An 18106-nucleotide genomic window follows, 5' to 3' on the forward strand; every position below is an offset into this window, starting at 1 on the left:
CTGCTTATGGATAGTGCACCCTCTTTACAGTTTGACGTGGTAATTATCGGCTCGGGGGTCGGAGGCCTCACCGCAGCGGCAATTCTGAGCAAATCCGGATTACAGGTGGCGGTGCTGGAGAAAGAACCCCGTATTGGTGGCTATCTTGCTGGTTTTAAGCGCAAAGGATTCCGTTTTGATACGGCCATCCATTGGCTTAACCAATGTTCTGCTAGCGGTAGTGTTTCCAGGATATTTGATTTCATAGGCAAGGATCACCCTTCGTTTAAATGCCTGGAAAAAATTCAGCGCTACAAAAGTGAGTCAATCGATTTTTTACTGACCAACAACCCGGATGAGCTAAAGGAGCTGCTGATTCAAACCTATCCGGAAGACCAGCGGGGCATCACCCGCTTTTTCCAAAAGGCAAAAAAAATCGGCGCCTCCTTTAATAACTTTAAATCGGTAATGCTGTCAACGGAACTCATGGGGCCATGGTTGCGGATAAAGAATATCTGGAACCGGCTCCGGTTTGCCCTGCCGTTTATTCCGTTTATAACCTATACGGGAACAAGGATGAAGAAAGGCCTTAGAAAATTTTTTTCCAATGAAAGCATCCACCATATTTTTTCTTCAGAAACAGACCTCTTGTCCTGTCTTGTTCCCATTGGCTGGGCTTATTATAACGATTATCAAACACCACCGTCCGGAGGTGGGCAGGTGGTTCCGGATTGGCTGGCATACGTGGTAAAACAATATGAGAATAAATTGTTTCTAAATACCACTGTAGGAAAAATAGTTATTGAAAAGGGAGCCGTCAAAGGAGTGGAAGCCCTTTATAAAGGGAAAGAACATGTATTCCATGCAGATTATGTAATTGCAGCCTGTGATCTTGAAACCGTTTATTGCAAATTGCTACCGGATGGAGTGATTAGTAAAAAAGTAATCGACCGGTTGAATGCGGCGGAAATTTACGCATCATCGTTTACACTCAGCATCGCATTAAATTGCAGCGCTGCTTCGCTGGGTTTTGGGGAGGAGATGATCCATTTGTTTAAAGATGGCCTTCATAAAGACCTGCACAATAGCGGAGACCCCGATTGCTCGGCGCTTAGCATCCTGGCGCCATCACACAAAGATGGTTTATTAGCTCCCGAAGGAAAAGGTACGCTGGTGGTATTTATGCCCGCCTATATGCATCAGTATAATCAATGGAATACAGGTCAGGGCCTGGAACGTGGAGAAGCTTATACAGCGCTGAAAAATCAGATAGCTGAAAAACTGATCAGGCGGCTGGCACTGGTCTACCCGGGCATAGAAGCCCATATTCTTTTTTACGAGGCAGCAACGCCCGTTACGCATTGGCGCTATACCGGCAATAAAAACGGTACGATGATGGGTACCCGTCCCAATAAAAAGAACATGCAATCAAAAGTAGCCCGTTATAAAACACCGGTAAAAAATTTGCTGATTGGTGGGCATTGGGCTGAGCTGGGCGGAGGGGTTCCCATTGCGGTAAAAGCGGGAACCAATGCTGCGCTGATTCTTCTTAAGGAGCGTATGCCCATAACCTGCCGGAAACTGATGGCCTATCTCAATGCAAAAATTACTCTTGAAGAAGCGAACCGTTTTCCGGAATTCAAACCCTATGCGGAAAACTGGAGCCTGCGGTTAAAGCGGACGTCGTAAGGTTAAACGCTCATGCCAGGCGCATGTTTAAAGCTTGAGGTTCAAAGTTTCAAGCCAGATCCGTTTTGATACTCCGATGATCTGTTGACTATTCACGATTGCCTATACCGCATCATCAAATTTTCAATTTCAATATTGAGTTTGGCGCCATTCTTGCGCGCAAAGAGGGGTGGTGCTGACCTGCGTGAATGATTGCATTGTCCTCTATGCCCTGGTGTTTATTTACAGTTCCTTAATATTAAGGAGAACTGCCGGTAATACAGGAGCGCTTCTTTTGCAAAAACTTTCAGTATGTATAAACCAATCCGGGCAGTTGTACTGCTACTAACCATTTTGTGGCTCCATACCACAGTACTTAAGGCGCAAACCACCCAGGCCTCCATTTCTGGCCTGGTAACCGATTCGGAGAACAAACCGGTAGCAGGTGCAACGGTGCTGGTTTATAATCAATCGACCGGGTTTAAGCAAACCACGCTGACCAATGGTAAGGGTATCTATATTTTTAATGAAATGCCACTGGGTGGTCCCTATTACGTGCAAATCACATCAACCGGGTTTACCGATCAGAAAAAAGAAAACCTGTTTCTGAACCAGGGTGATGCGCTCCGGGTAAACATGCAAATGGAAACCAACGTACAAAACCTGGAAAATGTTACGGTATCCTCCGGCCTCAAGGCAAAGGTCGAAAATATCGGGGCAGCCACCGCAATTGGCTCAAGGCTGATGACACAGCTGCCGGTGAATGGAAGAAATTTTGCAAATCTTACCGAGCTTTCTCCCCTTGCAGGTCGCAATGGAAGTATCTCCGGGCAGCTGAATACTTCCACCAATTATACCATTGACGGTATGAATGCAAAAAACCCCACCTCGGCCGGACCTACCACCAGCCGCAGCGGAGCGCCCTATTCCATCTCCATTGAAGCCGTAAGGGAATTTAAAGTGGTAACGAACCAGTATGACGTTACTTATGGGCGAAGTGGCGGCGGAACGGTAAGTGCCGTAACCAAATCCGGAACCAATGATTTCCACGGATCGGTTTTCGGATTCGGCCGGGCCAATGAACTTTCATCGCGCTATGATATAGTAGGCAACAAGCGTAATAACAACTACTCTACCTACCAGTATGGTTTTTCACTGGGCGGTCCGATTATTAAAAATAAGCTGCATTTTTTTGTAGCCTGGGACCATCAGCTGGATCAGCGCTCGCTGGTCATTGCCGATATCCAAACGCCGCAGGACGAACTGCGGTTGAAAATAAGAAAAGATACGCTGGACAAGCTCATCGATTTTGCCCGGAAAAACTTTGGCTTGTCGAACCATGCACAGTATGGGTCTTTTCCAAAAACACGTAATTCGGATGCCGCATTTGCACGGATCGACTGGCAGATCAATGATAAAAACCTGCTGACTGTTCGCAACAATTTTACCAGCGACCGCAATAAACTTGGGTTGATCGATAATACATCTATTAACCTGTATGAGTCGGCCGGAAATGATTACAACCGCGACAACAGCCTGCTGGCCACGTTAAGAACTTCGATAAATTCCCGCATGACCAACGAGCTTAAGTTACAGCACCTGTATACGTACCAGAGCAGTGAACCAGGAGATGAACTGCCCCGCGCCAATATCCCCCGCGTTATTGTGCGCAACATTCCCTCCGTTATTGAAGGAAAGGAATATAAGACCAACGTGCAGTTTGGCGGGCATCGTTTTGCGCAGGAAGGATTTAAAAACAACGTGATCCAGCTGGTGGACAATTTTTACTGGAATACGGAGCGGATCAAATACGTATTTGGTGTTGACCTGATGGGTACATTTGCGCGATCCATATACGGCAGTGAGGTAAACGGAAGGTTTGAGTATAACAGTCTGACCGACTTTTTCAACGGCAAACCCAGCCTCTTCTATCGTGAAACGCCTATTAACCCGAACCAGGAAGTGCAATCTTCCATCTGGAATATTGGGGCCTATGGGCAGCTGCAAACAAGGCTTGCAAAAGGGCTTGATTTTACGGGCGGGCTCCGGATTGACTATGCCAAATATCCTTCTGCTCCATTCAACCAGCTCGTATTTGATGAGCTGCAATTACGTACCGATAGTAAAGTAAACTCGCTGATTGTGCAACCCCGTTTACAGTTCAGCTGGGATATCAATGAAGCGCATACCGACTATATCCGGCTTGGCGCAGGCATTTTTGCATCGGATATCAACAATTATATGGTGATCAATAACCTCGTTTTTGACGGAACCCACCTCGCTACGGTAGATGTAAGAGGAGCAGATATACCCGTTCCGGATTTTAACGGCTATCGCAGCAACCCGTCTACGGCTCCTACATTACCGCAGTTCCAGGTGCCTACCATTAACATGAACGGGAAGGATGTAAAAGTGCCCACTGTTTATAAGGCCAATCTTTCGTATTCGCGGTATATTACCAATCGCCTGAGAGCCGGTATTACCGGGTTTATGACATTGGGCCGGCATAACTATTTCTACCTGGACCGGAATATGGTAACAACGCCTTATTTTACGATTTCCAACGAGGACAACAGGGGCGTATTTGTACCGCTGGAAACGATGCCCGCCAGCGGCAATGCCGACTGGAAAAAAGGCCGTATCAGTAATAAGCTGGGCCGGGTACTGGAGCTGAACAGTATTGGAAAAGTAAACCAGTTTGCAGTGGTGGTGGATGCGACCTGGCAATACTTCCGCGATGGAGAGATCTCCGCCAGTTATACCTGGAATGATAATAAAGACAATGCCACCTATAACGGGAATGTGGCCAATACGGCAACGCTGGTATTGCCGGTGAAAGATGATCCCCGTGACCTGAGTCATATGTCATATTCCGATAACCAGTTCCGGCATAAGGTGGTGGTTTACGGCACTTCTCCAACGCTTGCGGGCTTTACCATTGGTGTACGGTATACCGGTATGGGCGGTACCCGGTATACACTGCGTTCCGGTGTAAACAGCAATGGCGATTTTGTAACCAGCGACAACGATCTGGCCTATATCTTTGATATCAATGATCCGGCCGTTGCCGAAAACGTTCGTAAAGGGCTCCAGGCTGTGCTGGACAATCCCAAAGCCAGCCAGAGCATTAAAGATTATATCCGGAAATATAATGGAAAGATGGTGGCTCGCAACGGAGGGATCAACGGGTTCTTTGGTGTCCTGGATCTTCACGTAGGAAAAAAATTCAAAATCGCAGGCACGCATACGCTGGAGCTCTCGGGTGATCTGTTCAACGTGGTAAACTTCTTCGACCGATACAAGGGGTCCAGCAAAACCCTGGGCAACCAGGCCATTTATTCAACCCAGTCGGGAACGGCATTTGATGCAGCAACGCGACAGTTTTTGTATAACGTCAATACTGCCGGTATCGTTACTCCTTCGGGTGATCCGTACCAGTTCCAGATCGGACTGCGGTATAGCTTCTAAACGGTTCAAAATAAGCCTGGAAAAACGGCAGATCCGACTGCTGGGGAAGGTAAGTTTCCCCAGCAGTCGGATCTGTTTTATAAGGTGCCGATTAGTTTATGCCTTTAAGGAGAAGGAGTTCGGTATGTCTGTATGCAGTTTCCAGATAGTGTGATTTCTTCGTTCCGCTTCGCTTCAGCCGAAATGACGATCATCGACTTTTAAGACGCACCTTTACAAAACGAACCGATATCTCTTTACATACGTTTGCGCTATTACTTTACAAAGGTATAACTGCCTTACACGGCAGCTGATCAATGTTGTTTTGACAAAGCCATATGACATTCTGAAATAGGAAATGATTACACCAGTTCCTTCCGCAATCTTGCAACAGGGATGTTTAACTGTTCCCGGTACTTGGCCACGGTGCGGCGCGCAATATTATACCCTTTTTCCTGCAGCAATTCAGTAAGTTTTTCATCGCTGTAAGGATGTTTTTTGCTTTCGTTCTCGATAAGGTCTGTGAGAATCTTCTTAACCTCCCGCGTGGACACTTCTTCTCCGCTATCGGTACTCAGCGATTCACTGAAGAAGAATTTCAAGCGGTATGTACCAAATTCCGTTTGTACAAATTTGCTGTTGGCTACCCGGCTAACGGTAGAAATATCCAGGTTGGTCTTTTCTGCAATATCCTTCAGAATCATCGGGCGTAAAGTGGTTTCATCGCCGGTAAGAAAAAACTCTTCCTGGTGTTCCATAATGGCCGACATGGTATCCAGCAAAGTGTGCTGGCGCTGGCGGATGGCATCAATGAACCATTTGGCCGCATCGATCTTTTGTTTGATGAACAGGACTGCTTCTTTCTGCTGTTTATCTTTTTTAGAACCGCGGTCGTATTCTTTCATCATATCCCGGTATCCTTCGCTGATGCGCAGTTCCGGCGCATTGCGGCTGTTGAGGGTTAGCTCCAGCTTCCCGTTATTATTCATAATGAAGAAATCAGGAACCACATAGCTTTCGGCCTTATTCACCGCGCCGATATTGCCACCGGGTTTGGGATTCAGCTTAACGATCTGCTGCATCACTTCTTTTAGTTCTTCCTCGGTTAAGCCCAGTCCGCGCTGTATTTTTTCGTAATGCTTCTTGGTAAATTCGTCAAAGTATTTTTCAATGGCCAGTATGGCTTTGTCTACATCTTTTCCTTCCTGTTTCTGACGCCGCAGCTGTAACAGCAGGCATTCTGTAAGATCCCGGGCCGCTACACCGGGCGGATCAAACTGCTGTATTTTTTGAATAATGCTTTCTACCTCCGCAGCGGTGGTTTCAATATTCTGGCGAAAGGCCAGGTCATCTACCAGGGCCGGGGTATCGCGGCGCAGGTAGCCGTCTTCATCAATGCTGCCGATAATATGCTGTGCGATCTGGTGCTCCTTGTCGGAAAGCGAAAGCAAGCCTAACTGGTTTTCCAGGGTATCATAAAAGCTGGTCTCCGTTTTTATGGGCAGCTGCCGGTTTTCATCATCCCCGTAATGATCTTCGCGGGTTTTATAATCAGCAATGTCATCATCGCCCTCATGCACATAATCGCTTACGTCGATGGTATCATACTCATCCTGCGTGTGCTCTGGTTCTTCCAGCGAGTCCGAACCATCTGTAAATTCATCCTTCAGCTCCCCGTCGTCACTGTGCTTGCCTTCATCCAGCTCCAGTGCCGGGTTTTCTTCCATTTCCTCCTTGATGCGCTCTTCCAGGTTGGCTGTAGGCACCTGCAGCAACTTCATCAACTGGATCTGCTGGGGGGATAGCTTCTGGAGAAGCTTCTGTTGTAATGATTGTCCTAAAGCCATGATAAAAAAAATGTGGGTGCGTCTCAAAAATCGAGCCGTAAATTACAAATATATCTATTTGATCGGCAATAAAACGGCCCGGTTTCGCTATTTCACCCAAAATTAACGAATAAATCCCTGATTTATAAGGATGTGGACTGAATAATCTTCATTTCAGCAGGGAAAAAGGACGCTGAACCTAAATGAATCGCACCAGAATCAATACCTATTAGAAATTATTCAAATAGTTCGAAGCGATGTGGTTCTAACGGTTGTTAGGAAAAGGCTACCTTTGTAGTTCTAATTTTTTAAAACAATTAACAATCCGGACCATATTGAAAGTGATTGGCCGCTGTTGCGAAAGCGGATTGCGGAGGGCGATGAAGCTGCGTTTACCCGTTTGTACAGCCTGTTTTATAAACGGCTGTATCATTTTTCGCTTTCCCTTGTGCGCATCCCGGATATGGCCAATGAAGTGGTAGAAGATGTTTTTACGCGAATGTGGGTAAATCGCTCCAGGCTTACAGACATCCATAATCCTGCTGTGTATTTGTATGTGGCCGTAAAAAACCAATCGCTGAACCGGTTATCCGTAAAGGCACGCGAGTGGATCGTTTCCGGTCTGGATGAAACCACTACATCAGTGGCTGCCATCGGCGACGATCCTTTTACACAGGTAGTAACCGCTGAAATGCTGCGCAGGGTAAATAGTGCTGTGGAGCAGCTGCCACCCCGCTGCAAAATGATCTTTAAGCTGGTGCGGGAAGACGGGTTGCGTTATAAAGAGGTAGCGGAGATCTTAAATATATCCGTAAACACCATCGATGTGCAAATGGCTACTGCTGTCAGGCGCATCAGCGAGTCTCTGGGAATCTCCCAATCCATCCGCCAAAAGCAGTTCCAGAAAAAAAAATAAAAATTTTTTCTTTTTGTATAGTAGATCGCTTACAGATTGCTGTCCTTATGGATAAGGGCAATTGTTTGCTTATTATACATGAGAGATGATGATTTCATATGGAATCTGATGGCCCGCGCCATCTACGGAGAGGCGACGGCGTCCGAAAAACAGGCCTTGCAGGAATACCTTGCAAAAAATCCGGAGTTGCAGCAACAATTTGAGTTGTTGCATCAGCTGCTAAGCCGATCGGCAGGCAGTGGTCATGCAACACAGGATGACTACACGGAGCAGGTGCGGGTATTGCTGGCAAAGACAGGATCTCCCATTTCACCAATGACTGCTGTTCCAAGAAATGTCCGCAGGAAGTGGTTTTATTACGGCGCTGCTGCAGCGGCCGTTATTGCACTGGCATACTGGAGCATGACGCAGATGCATGTTCCCGCCAGCAGGGGAATACAGCGGGACCGTTACCCGCTGGCCCTGGCTGCTCCGAAGGGAGCACGCAAGCAACTGCTGTTGCCGGACGGAAGCAAAGTTTGGTTAAATGGGGGATCCCGCCTGTTTTATGTAACGGATTTTAAAAGTCGCACCCGCGAAGTGAAACTTGAGGGCGAAGCCTTCTTTGATGTTGCGCATGCTTATACAACCGACGGCGTAAAACGCCCGTTTATTGTACATGCAGGAAACATCGACATAAAAGTGCTCGGAACAGCGTTTAACGTAAAGGCCTATACGAACGAGGCGGTTACCACCGCTGTATTATACCGCGGTTTGATCAGCGTTACCAAACACGACGGAGAAAGGAATTTTCAGCCGGTATTGCTTTATCCCAATCAGAAATTAATGATTCCCAATGCGCTTGTTGCTGAAAATCCGGCAACGGGAACGCCCCCGGAAGCTATAAAAATTGAAGCCATTGATAGTACAAAAGCCGAGGAAGCACGCGTGGAAACCGCGTGGATGTATAACCGGCTGGAGTTCAGGGGCGATGACTTTGTAACCCTGGTACACAAAATGGAACAATGGTACAATGTAACGATTCATTTTACAGACGAAGCGGTAAAACGGTTGCGTTTTAACGGGTCGTTTGAGAAAGAAACAATGGCCCAGGCACTGGAAGCATTAAGGCTGGCAACTCCCTTTAATTATAAAATCGAAAACAATGAAGTATTTATCAGTTCAGCCCGGTAAAGCTTCCGTTCCCGGTGCGGAGAACTGAGCACAACGCACACAACTAACGATGAGTTAACTTTACATGAAGCAAACAGGATAACGAATGCTTTATGTGATATTATTAAAACAACAATATGTATCACATGAGATGCTTAAAACAGGGCTTGCTGTCCCTACTCACAACAAAAGTTTTTCTTGCCATGAAATTGACGGTGTTTTTTTTGCTGTTTTTCACATTGAATATCTACGCAGATGGATTTGGGCAGCAGCGCATCAATTTAAGAGTAAAGAAAACAGAGCTTGCAGAAGTGCTTCGCTCGATAGAAGAAAAAACTTCTTACCGTTTTTTATACAATAATGATCTTCCGGCCTTAAAATCAAAAGTAACCTTCAATGCAAAGGAAGCTACCATTGAGGAGGTCCTTCCCGTATTGCTGTTTTATACGGATATGACCTTTCAGCAGATGGAAAACAATCTCATTGTGATCCGGGAAGATCCTTCAGCTAAAAAGGCAATAACCGTTACCGGTACCGTTACGGACAGTTCGGGTGTCCCGATATCGGGAGTGTCGGTATTAATAAAAGGAACCAATATCGGCACCGTCACCAACGAACAGGGAAAGTTTACATTATCTGTTCCGGATGCAAAGAGTATACTGGTATTTTCCGCAGTGGGATTTGAAGAACAGGAGTACCCTTTGAACGGCGGTACGCAGGTAACCATTTCGCTAAAGAGTTCCCAACAGGTAATGGACCAGGTGGTGGTGATCGGGTATGGAACCGCTGCAAAGAGGGACCTGACGGGGTCCATCGCAAAAATCGATGGAAGAGATATTGCCGATAAACCCAATACCAACCCCATAGCCTCCCTCCAGGGTAAGGTTGCGGGGCTAAGTGTGGTAAATAACGGCACGCCGGGGCAAGCGCCGGATATCCGGATCAGGGGTACTGCAAGTATCGGCCAGGTTAAGCCATTGTATGTTGTTGACGGGATCTTTCAGGATAATATCGACTACCTGAACCCGAATGATATTGAGTCGATCGAGATTTTGAAAGACCCTTCCTCACTGGCGATATTTGGTGTAAAGGGAGCCACCGGGGTAATTGCGGTGACTACCAAACGGGCCAAGTCGGGTCAGGTGGTGGTTAACTTCAATACTTCATACGGATTTAAAACCCTGGTAGATAAAATCCGCATGGCAAATGCCCAGCAGTTTGCAGAACTTTACGCGGAAGAGCTACGATATGCAGGCAATACAACCATACCTCCGGTAATTGGAAATGCCAATACAGACTGGATTGATGCGGTAACACGTGTGGGAAAAATGAGCATCAATAATATAAGCATCTCAGCAGCCACAGAAAGAAATAAGTTAAATCTCGGCGTGGGGTATATCTATGATGAGGGCATCATTAAGCACCAGCAGCTCAGCCGCTTCAATATCAATTTTTCCGACGAGTTCAAAATAAACCAACACATAAAACTAGGTGTCAACCTGATTGCATCCCGGCAGAACAATCCTTACGATGTGGGCAGCAGTAACACCGCCGGAGGAGTTCTGGATGACGCCCGGAAAGTGGTGCCCCAAATACCCTCGGGAACGCAACGGGTAAAAGTGCGGGATCTCTACGGAACGCCTACGGATTCAATATACCAGGATCTGTATTATGCACTTGATCCCAGCCTGCAAACAGCCGGAGTGGTGAATCCCTTATTAAAACTGGAAAATGAGTGGGACAAAGTTAAGAACATCGAATACCGGACCGTGGGTAGTTTTTTCGTTGATATAAATATTACGAAAGATCTAAACTGGCGGTCTACCGTTTATGCGGATATCAGTAATGTGAACAAGCGCCAATACACGCCCGCTTATTACGCATACAGCCCGGTATTTGACTCCGCCATCCTGTATAGCCCAACAACCAAGGTAAAAGAGAATGATGATACTTACCGCAAATTTCAGCAGGACCATATCTTAACCTATAAGAAGCGTTTTGGGGCACACAATTTAACGGCAACAGGAGGGTTTACTACCTATTATTTTGGCTTCTTCGGAAGAGAAGGAAATGCCAGCCAGTCAACAAAAATAGGAGCCAAGCCCATTCCGGATAACTCCCGTTTCTGGTATATCAACAATGGGTTCCAGGATCCCCTGGCCACTACCGCAACTTCCACTCAGAATGAATATACTACCGTTTCCGGTTTAGCCCGGTTACTGTACAACTATCAGAATAAATATTACTTCAATACTTCTTACCGCCGGGACGCATCATCCCGTTTATACCGGTCGGTTCCTGCGCAAAGCTTCTGGGCATTGGGTGCCGCCTGGGAAATTTCGAAGGAAGACTTTTTTTCCAATCTAAAAGACCATGTTAATTTTTTAAAACTGAAAGGTTCGTTGGGTGTGCTGGGGAACCAAAGTGCTTACAATCAAAATACCGGAACTCAACTGGATTATCCGCTGTTTCCGCTGTTGGCCAACGGACAAACTGCGGTTTTCGGAACCAATGTATATACTGCAGCAGATGAAGTTTATTTCCCCAATCCAAACCTAAAATGGGAGCAGGTACACTCACATGAAATTGGCATTGAAGGAGCTGCACTACGCAACCGGCTGAATTTTGAGGTGAACTATTTTAGTAAAACCACAAAGGACCTGATGACATTTATTGATAACAGCGCACTGGGATTAAAAAGCGCCTTGCTGAATGCGGGAAGCCTTAAGAACTGGGGTACGGAGATTTCTGCTGGGTACAACAGCGAGATCGCAAAAGACTTTACGGTCAATGTATCGGGAAATATTACATTTCTAAAGAACAAGGTGCTTTCACTGAGTAAAGACCTGCCATCCGGAAAGGTGATCCGGGGATTTACCAATAATAATGCGGCACAATCCATCACACAAGTGGGATACCCGATCGGATATTTTTACGGATACGTGGTGGAAGGGCTTTACCAGAGCTGGACGGATGTGATCACATCACCCGATGCCAGTGGTGTGGGCGGATCCTATGGTCCGGGCGACTTTAAATTTAAAGATGTGAATGGAGACGGGGTGATTACCCCGGATGACCGGACCATTATCGGAAATCCCACGCCCGATTTTACATATGGAGGTAACCTGACTCTTTCTTATAAAGGGATCAGCCTGGGTGTGGACATCGGTGGTGTGTACGGTAATGAAGTGTTTCGGACCTGGGCTTCTCTTGAATCACCGTTTCAACGGGTTAACTATGCCGAAATGCAAACGGCAAGATGGCATGGTGAGGGTACTTCGAACTGGACGCCTATTTTGGGCCAGGCACACCGGTTCAATTACAATGGTTCAACTTACAACATCGAAGACGGAAGTTATGTCCGCATCCGGAACCTTCAGTTAAGTTATTCACTTTCCCAAAAGCTTGTTTCAAAGATCGGCTTCCGGAACTTGAAGATTTTTGCCAATGTACAAAACCTGAAAACATGGAAACACAATAGTGGCTACAGCCCGGAATATGGGGGAGATGCTACAGCCTTTGGGTTTGATTTTGGCGGCAATGCGATCCCAAGGGTTACCTCATTTGGATTGAACGCAACATTCTAACTAATAAAATACTACAACAATGACTATAAATATTTACAGAGGCAGTGCTTTTTACGTGTTGTTGCTGGCAGTACTAAGCCTGGCGGGATGTAAAAAGTTTCTCGATCGTGAGCCACTTACGGCAACACTCCCGGATTTAAAACAGGGTGCACTGGAATCCCAGTCCTATAATATGTATCGCATCATGAGAACCTATTCCGGAATGACCGAACTGGTTTGGCTTGATTTTCACAGTATACGGGGCGATGACGCTCAAAAGGGAAGTGACGCCGGAGATGGAGCAGAAGTGGTGGGTATGTATGATCAATATAATTATGCAAAGAGTGGTTGGGCTCCGGACACTTACTGGAACGACCATTATACCATGATTAACGCAGCGAATACCTCGTTGTATCTGGCCAAACAGGGAAATCTTACGGATGCCGCATCGCTGCGCAACATTGGAGAAGCCTGCTTTTTTATGGCCTACAGCTACTTTGAACTGGTAAAGGCATATGGTGAGGTGCCGATTATCAACTTCCGTGTGGAAAAGCCTGCGGACGCGATCCGTCCAAAATCTACGGTCGAAGATGTATATAAATTTATCGACTCCAATCTTGCTGTAGCGGAGCGTTTACTGCCACGCAGTTCTGATGAGTACGGCGTTGGCTTTAATGGCCGTTTAACAGTTGGGGCAGCATATACGCTGGCTGCTCAAACGTTTTTATTCCGGCAAAAATGGGACTCAGTGTTGGATCGCTGTAATAAGGTTATTGCACTGGGTCAATACACGCTTCCCAAGTTTACAGATGTTTGGAAGGATGGAAAAGACGGTGCCGGTAAAAACGGTCCCGAATCTATTTTTGAAATGCAGGCAACCGTGGGTGCCAATGCCGCCAGTGTGTCTGCAAACGACCAGGGTTCAAACTGGGGCGTGTGTCAGAACATCCGGCAGAACGGGGCCTCCGATTACTGGGATTTCGGGTGGGGTTGGAACACGCCTACAGATAAGCTGGTTAGCGACTGGCCTGCAGATGATCCCCGGAAAAAGGCGACTATTTTATATTCAGGTCAATATGACGGCGGGCCGGCAGAGGGCGGTTACGGTTTAACGCTACCGGCCTATACCAATCCCAACGGAACCGGTGGCCTGGCTCAAAAGTACTGGAATAAAAAAGTATACGGCGATCCGGAAATGCGCACGTTTTCCGGTTGGGTAAAAGGAAATGTGGGCAGGTGGATCAATCGCCGGATACTACGGTTTGCCGATGTGATTCTGATGAAAGCCGAAGCAGCCAATGAAAAGGGCGACGGGGCTACGGCAGCTGCGATGCTGGAAATGATCCGGAAGCGGGCCAGCGGAGGACTTGACCAGAGCAGAGCAATCGTACCTTATATACCTTTTACGGGTCAGGCACAGATGCGTACGGCTATAAAAAATGAACGAAGATGGGAATTTGCAATGGAGGGCTACCGTTTCTACGACCTGGTGCGCTGGGGTGATGCAGTTGCCGTTTTGGGGCCACTAGGATATTCCAATAGATGCCGGTATCACCCAATACCGCAGGCCGCTATTGATTTATCCGGCGGCGTGCTGAAGCAAAATCCGGAATGGTAGAAGATTGATTGTTTTATACAAAAATCATTGGTAAATGAAAAAGCAAATAATAGACAGCATCCTTGGCATTAGCAGTTGCCTTGTGTTCGCTGCCTGCCAGAAAATGGACCGGCCAGTGCTGGGTCAATATCCTTCAGATACACCCGTTACACCCGCTACTCCGTTGAGATTTTATGTGCCTTTTGATTCTATGAATTCAGAATCGGCAACAAAATTAAGTTATCGATTTGCAGATAGTATTTCCGCAAATCCATCATTTCCCGCGAGTAAGGATCTTTCCTTTGTTCAGGGCATTCATGGTACATCCTTAAAAGGGGCCAACGGAACGGCGTTGAAGTATGTAAACGCCAATGACATGAAAACCGCAACCAGCTTTTCCGTAGCACTTTGGATCAAACAGTCTGCTGATGCTGCAACAGGACGGACTGAATTCTATTTTTCGTTGATGGATGACAGCTATGGTTGGTCGCATAGTGCCCTGTTTATGATGATTGAGCATGCTACAGCGTCTGCCGCAACATTAAAAGTAGGAGTGATGGATCAATGGATGGAATTTCCGGACGGTAACCAATTAAAAAAGCCCATTCTGGACGGCAACTGGCATCACCTCGTAATTTGCTATGATGAAACAACGTCAAAGATGTCGTACTACTTTGACGGAACACTGGTTGCCGGCGCCCCATCCAGTGCAACAGATGTCAAGAATAATGGTAATCCGAGAGGAAAATTGGATTTTTCAAAAACCAGCTACCTCGTGATTGGAGGGTGGAATGCACAGGTTGGTCTTGCCGGCCCTACCGACGATTGGGTGAAATCGTATACGGGAGCGCTGGATCAGTTCCGGATGTATAATAAGGTGCTTTCGGCAACCGAAGTTGCTGACTTATACAATGGAAAAAAATAAGAGTAGTCAATCTGTTTTAGTGAGTAACGGCTAGTGGCTGCGTAATCTAAAAATATTTACTATCAAAGCGGTTCTCATTCATAAAAAGCAGGTTTTTGTTATTATAACGATCGTCTTGATGGGGTATTTGCTGATTCGGCGTGATGATACAGGAAAGCAGGGCGGTACCGGTAAGAAAGCGGAGGAAGAAACAAGCAGGTATGCCGGATCGGAGGCCTGCGCCTCCTGTCATACAGATATTTACAATACCCACATAAATACTGCTCATTTCCATACCAGTGCGGTTGCTACAGAAACAAATGTGTTGGGCCGTTTTTCCACTGATAGTAATACATACGATTTTGGGAACAGTAACCTGGTGAAAGCGGAAAAAAGAGCAGCCGGGCTTTATCAGGTAGCATATATAAATGGTACAGAAAAAAAAAGACAACAACTGAATGTGGTTTTTGGTTTTGGAAAGGTTGCACAGTCTTTTGGCTCCTGGTCAGGCAGCAAGTTGGTGCAATTGCCGCTTTCCTATTTTGTACCGGAACAGCATTGGGTTAACAGCCCGGGTTACCCAGATAAAATTCTGTTCAACAGGGTGATCACTTCCCGTTGTATGGAGTGCCATTCTTCCTTTGTTAGGGTAACGGGGGCGTCAGGGCCCTTTGAGGATATGGACCAGGGTTCGGTTATTTATGGTATTGGTTGCGAAAAATGTCACGGGCCCGCGTCTGCACATATTGCTTTTGAAAAAGAGCATCCAGGCTGGCCGGATCCCGACCGGATCATAAATCCTAAAAGATTTTCAAGACAGCAGTTACTGGATCTTTGCGGATTATGCCATTCGGGCGCCATGAATAATATACAGCCTGCATTTAGCTTTAAGCCTGGCGATCGGCTTGCAGATTTCTATGCTTACAATATTGTTGCGCAAAGTGCCGATGATCTGGACGTGCATGGCAACCAGTATGGCATGCTCAGTCTTAGTAATTGTTTTATTAAAAGCGAAATGACCTGTAGTTCCTGTCACAGCAGTCACCGGAATGAAGAAAAACAAATAAACATATTTTCGCAGAGATGTATGCATTGCCATCAGGAGAGTACTTCAGAATTCTGCAAGTTCAATGGAGCCACCGCTGCTTTGTTAAAGAAAAACTGCATAGATTGTCATATGCCCCTGAAGGCCTCCAGGGCCATTGTATTCCTGGAGCAAAAAACAAAAGAAAAAGTAGGTGCCATAATGCGGTCACACCTTATAAAGGTATATCCTGAAGAAAGCCGGAAGGTGATCCGGTTTTTAAAAAAAAGTCCAGAAAAAATGAAGCAAAATCTGGGAGGATGAAGTTAAAAGTGCGTATAAAGGAACAGATCCGGGTCTATGCAGCCTGTACCCTGCTAGGTTGGCTTACTGCAGGCTGCAGTAAGGAAAAGGCTGTAGTGAAGGAGCCCGTGTTGCCTGTTCGTATAAATACAGCTACTATAAATGGAAGACCGCTTACAAATGCTCTGCAAAACATCGGGCCACAACCGGAGATCCGGCTCTCATTTTCCCGTGAACTCAACCCTGCAACACTTAACGCTATCACGATGGCAAACGGTAACGGCGCCAACGTTGCGCTGACCGCCGGCCTGGAAACAGGCGACACCACGGTGGTCATCCGGCCATCTGCTGGTTTGGCGTATTTGGAAAAGTATACACTTACTGTATCAACAGGGTTAAAAGCCGTATCAGGAGAAGAACTGGCCGGGCGCAGTTCCTGGGCTTTTGCAACCGGCATCGATTCTATCCGTAAGTTTCCCGTCATCAGTGAAAACGCATTAATGGATACGGTTCAGCGCAGAACGCTCCAATACTTCCTCGATTTTGCACACCCGTCTTCAGGCATGATCCGCGAAGGATCAAAGCACCCCTCGGAGATCGTAACAACCGGGGGAACAGGGTTTGGTATCATGGCGCTGCTGGTTGGCATCGAACGTGGCTTTATCACAAAGGCAGCAGGGCTGCAGCAAACCAATAAAATCGTAACGTTCCTGAAGAATACGGCGCAGACCTTTCACGGCGCTTATCCCCATTGGTTAAACGGAGCTACGGGGGCCGTTATTCCTTTTGGTGCAAATGATAATGGCGCTGACCTTGTAGAGACGGCATTCCTGGTGCAGGGACTGATCTGCGCCCGGCAGTATTTTAACGGTTCCGGTATGGATGAAATAAACCTCCGGTCGGATATCAGCGCCATTATCGATAAGGTAGAATGGAACTGGTTCCGGCAAAATAACCAGCAGGTTTTGTATTGGCACTGGAGCTCCGACAAAGGCTGGGCAATGAACCTGAAGATTCAGGGGTGGAATGAATGCCTGATCTCCTATGTGCTGGCTGCTGGTTCAAAAAGTTATGCCATTCCAAAAACAGCGTATGATGAGGGCTGGGCAAAGAACGGCGAAATAAAGAATGGGAAAACTTTTTACTCATATATCTTACCGTTGGGAGCAGACTATGGTGGGCCCCTGTTCTTTGCGCATTACTCTTTCTTAGGCCTGAATCCTAACGGACTTTCAGACCTCTATGCAAATTATCTTACACAAAACAAAAATCACGCGCTGATCAATTATGCCTATTGCAAGGCAAATCCGGGAAACTATTACGGGTACAGCGATTCCGTTTGGGGGTTAACAGCCAGCAATATCAAAGGCGGATATGCCGCTGGTTCTCCTGCAAATGACCAGGGTTTTATTGCACCCACGGCAGCCCTGTCCTCCTTTCCCTATACCCCAAAAGAATCAATGGCGGCGCTACAGTTTTATTACTACGTGCTGGGAGATAAGATCTGGAAACAATACGGGTTTGTGGATGCTTTTTCCCTGGACGTACTTAAAAATAACGGTGCCTGGTTCGACGATGCATTCCTGGCCATTGATCAGGGCCCCATTGTTGTAATGATGGAGAATTACAGAACGGGCTTACTCTGGCGTTTGTTTATGAGCGCACCGGAAGTACAAAACGGACTGCAAAAACTTGGATTTACCTTTTAACCGATAAATGAAACT

Annotated in this window: 10 protein-coding genes; 9 read left to right on the top strand and 1 reads right to left on the bottom strand. The window is 46.7% G+C overall.

Annotation, left to right across the window (positions count from 1 at the left end; all coding sequences use genetic code 11):
- Positions 1–6 precede the first annotated feature (6 nt).
- Together LL912_RS18585 and LL912_RS18590 are read left to right on the top strand one after the other, a co-directional pair.
- Positions 7–1668 carry a phytoene desaturase family protein gene (locus LL912_RS18585; protein WP_235555102.1) on the top strand — a complete coding sequence of 554 codons (1662 nt, stop codon included), beginning with the start codon at positions 7–9 and terminating at the stop codon, positions 1666–1668.
- Positions 1669–1959: 291 nt separating this feature from the next.
- Positions 1960–5115, top strand: coding sequence for a TonB-dependent receptor (locus tag LL912_RS18590; RefSeq protein WP_235555103.1), 3156 nt, complete (start codon positions 1960–1962; stop codon positions 5113–5115).
- Positions 5116–5456: 341 nt separating this feature from the next.
- Here the strand turns inward: LL912_RS18590 and rpoN are convergent, their stop codons facing one another.
- Entirely contained in the window at positions 5457–6941 is a 1485-nt protein-coding gene (gene rpoN, locus LL912_RS18595) for an RNA polymerase factor sigma-54 (protein ID WP_235555104.1), read from the bottom strand.
- A gap of 334 nt (positions 6942–7275) precedes the next feature.
- Here rpoN and LL912_RS18600 point away from each other — a divergent pair, with 334 nt between their 5' ends.
- The 7 genes from LL912_RS18600 to LL912_RS18630 all read left to right on the top strand — a co-directional run bounded on the left by LL912_RS18600 (position 7276) and on the right by LL912_RS18630 (position 18091).
- Positions 7276–7836 (top strand): RNA polymerase sigma factor, encoded by a 561-nt coding sequence (locus LL912_RS18600; protein WP_235555105.1) that lies wholly within the window; start codon positions 7276–7278, stop codon positions 7834–7836.
- Between the two features lie 78 nt (positions 7837–7914).
- Positions 7915–9009, top strand: coding sequence for a FecR family protein (locus tag LL912_RS18605; RefSeq protein ID WP_235555106.1), 1095 nt, complete (start codon positions 7915–7917; stop codon positions 9007–9009).
- Positions 9010–9134: 125 nt separating this feature from the next.
- Positions 9135–12575, top strand: coding sequence for a SusC/RagA family TonB-linked outer membrane protein (locus LL912_RS18610; RefSeq protein WP_235555107.1), 3441 nt, complete (start codon positions 9135–9137; stop codon positions 12573–12575).
- A 19-nt stretch (positions 12576–12594) separates the two neighbouring features.
- Positions 12595–14172, top strand: coding sequence for a RagB/SusD family nutrient uptake outer membrane protein (locus tag LL912_RS18615; RefSeq protein ID WP_235555108.1), 1578 nt, complete (start codon positions 12595–12597; stop codon positions 14170–14172).
- 34 nt (positions 14173–14206) lie between these two features.
- Positions 14207–15076 (top strand): LamG domain-containing protein, encoded by an 870-nt coding sequence (locus LL912_RS18620; RefSeq protein WP_235555109.1) that lies wholly within the window; start codon positions 14207–14209, stop codon positions 15074–15076.
- 118 nt (positions 15077–15194) lie between these two features.
- On the top strand, positions 15195–16403 hold the full coding sequence (locus tag LL912_RS18625; RefSeq protein ID WP_235555110.1) for a multiheme c-type cytochrome: 1209 nt from the start codon (positions 15195–15197) through the stop codon (positions 16401–16403).
- On the top strand, positions 16400–18091 hold the full coding sequence (locus LL912_RS18630) for a glucoamylase family protein (RefSeq protein ID WP_235555111.1): 1692 nt from the start codon (positions 16400–16402) through the stop codon (positions 18089–18091). Before LL912_RS18625 ends, LL912_RS18630 begins: the two co-directional genes overlap by 4 nt.
- Positions 18092–18106: the final 15 nt, after the last annotated feature.

The organism is Niabella agricola (assembly GCF_021538615.1).
In the GTDB taxonomy this organism is placed as follows: domain Bacteria; phylum Bacteroidota; class Bacteroidia; order Chitinophagales; family Chitinophagaceae; genus Niabella; species Niabella agricola.

Excerpts from the sequence above, each read along its gene's own strand:
- LL912_RS18625 (WP_235555110.1), top strand. The coding sequence starts at position 15,195 with ATGGGGTATTTGCTGATTCGGCGTGATGATACAGGAAAGCAGGGCGGT.
- LL912_RS18615 (WP_235555108.1), top strand. The coding sequence starts at position 12,595 with ATGACTATAAATATTTACAGAGGCAGTGCTTTTTACGTGTTGTTGCTG.
- LL912_RS18590 (WP_235555103.1), top strand. The coding sequence starts at position 1,960 with ATGTATAAACCAATCCGGGCAGTTGTACTGCTACTAACCATTTTGTGG.
- LL912_RS18605 (WP_235555106.1), top strand. The coding sequence starts at position 7,915 with ATGAGAGATGATGATTTCATATGGAATCTGATGGCCCGCGCCATCTAC.
- LL912_RS18630 (WP_235555111.1), top strand. The coding sequence starts at position 16,400 with ATGAAGTTAAAAGTGCGTATAAAGGAACAGATCCGGGTCTATGCAGCC.
- rpoN (WP_235555104.1), bottom strand. The coding sequence starts at position 6,941 with ATGGCTTTAGGACAATCATTACAACAGAAGCTTCTCCAGAAGCTATCC.
- LL912_RS18585 (WP_235555102.1), top strand. The coding sequence starts at position 7 with ATGGATAGTGCACCCTCTTTACAGTTTGACGTGGTAATTATCGGCTCG.
- LL912_RS18620 (WP_235555109.1), top strand. The coding sequence starts at position 14,207 with ATGAAAAAGCAAATAATAGACAGCATCCTTGGCATTAGCAGTTGCCTT.
- LL912_RS18610 (WP_235555107.1), top strand. The coding sequence starts at position 9,135 with ATGAGATGCTTAAAACAGGGCTTGCTGTCCCTACTCACAACAAAAGTT.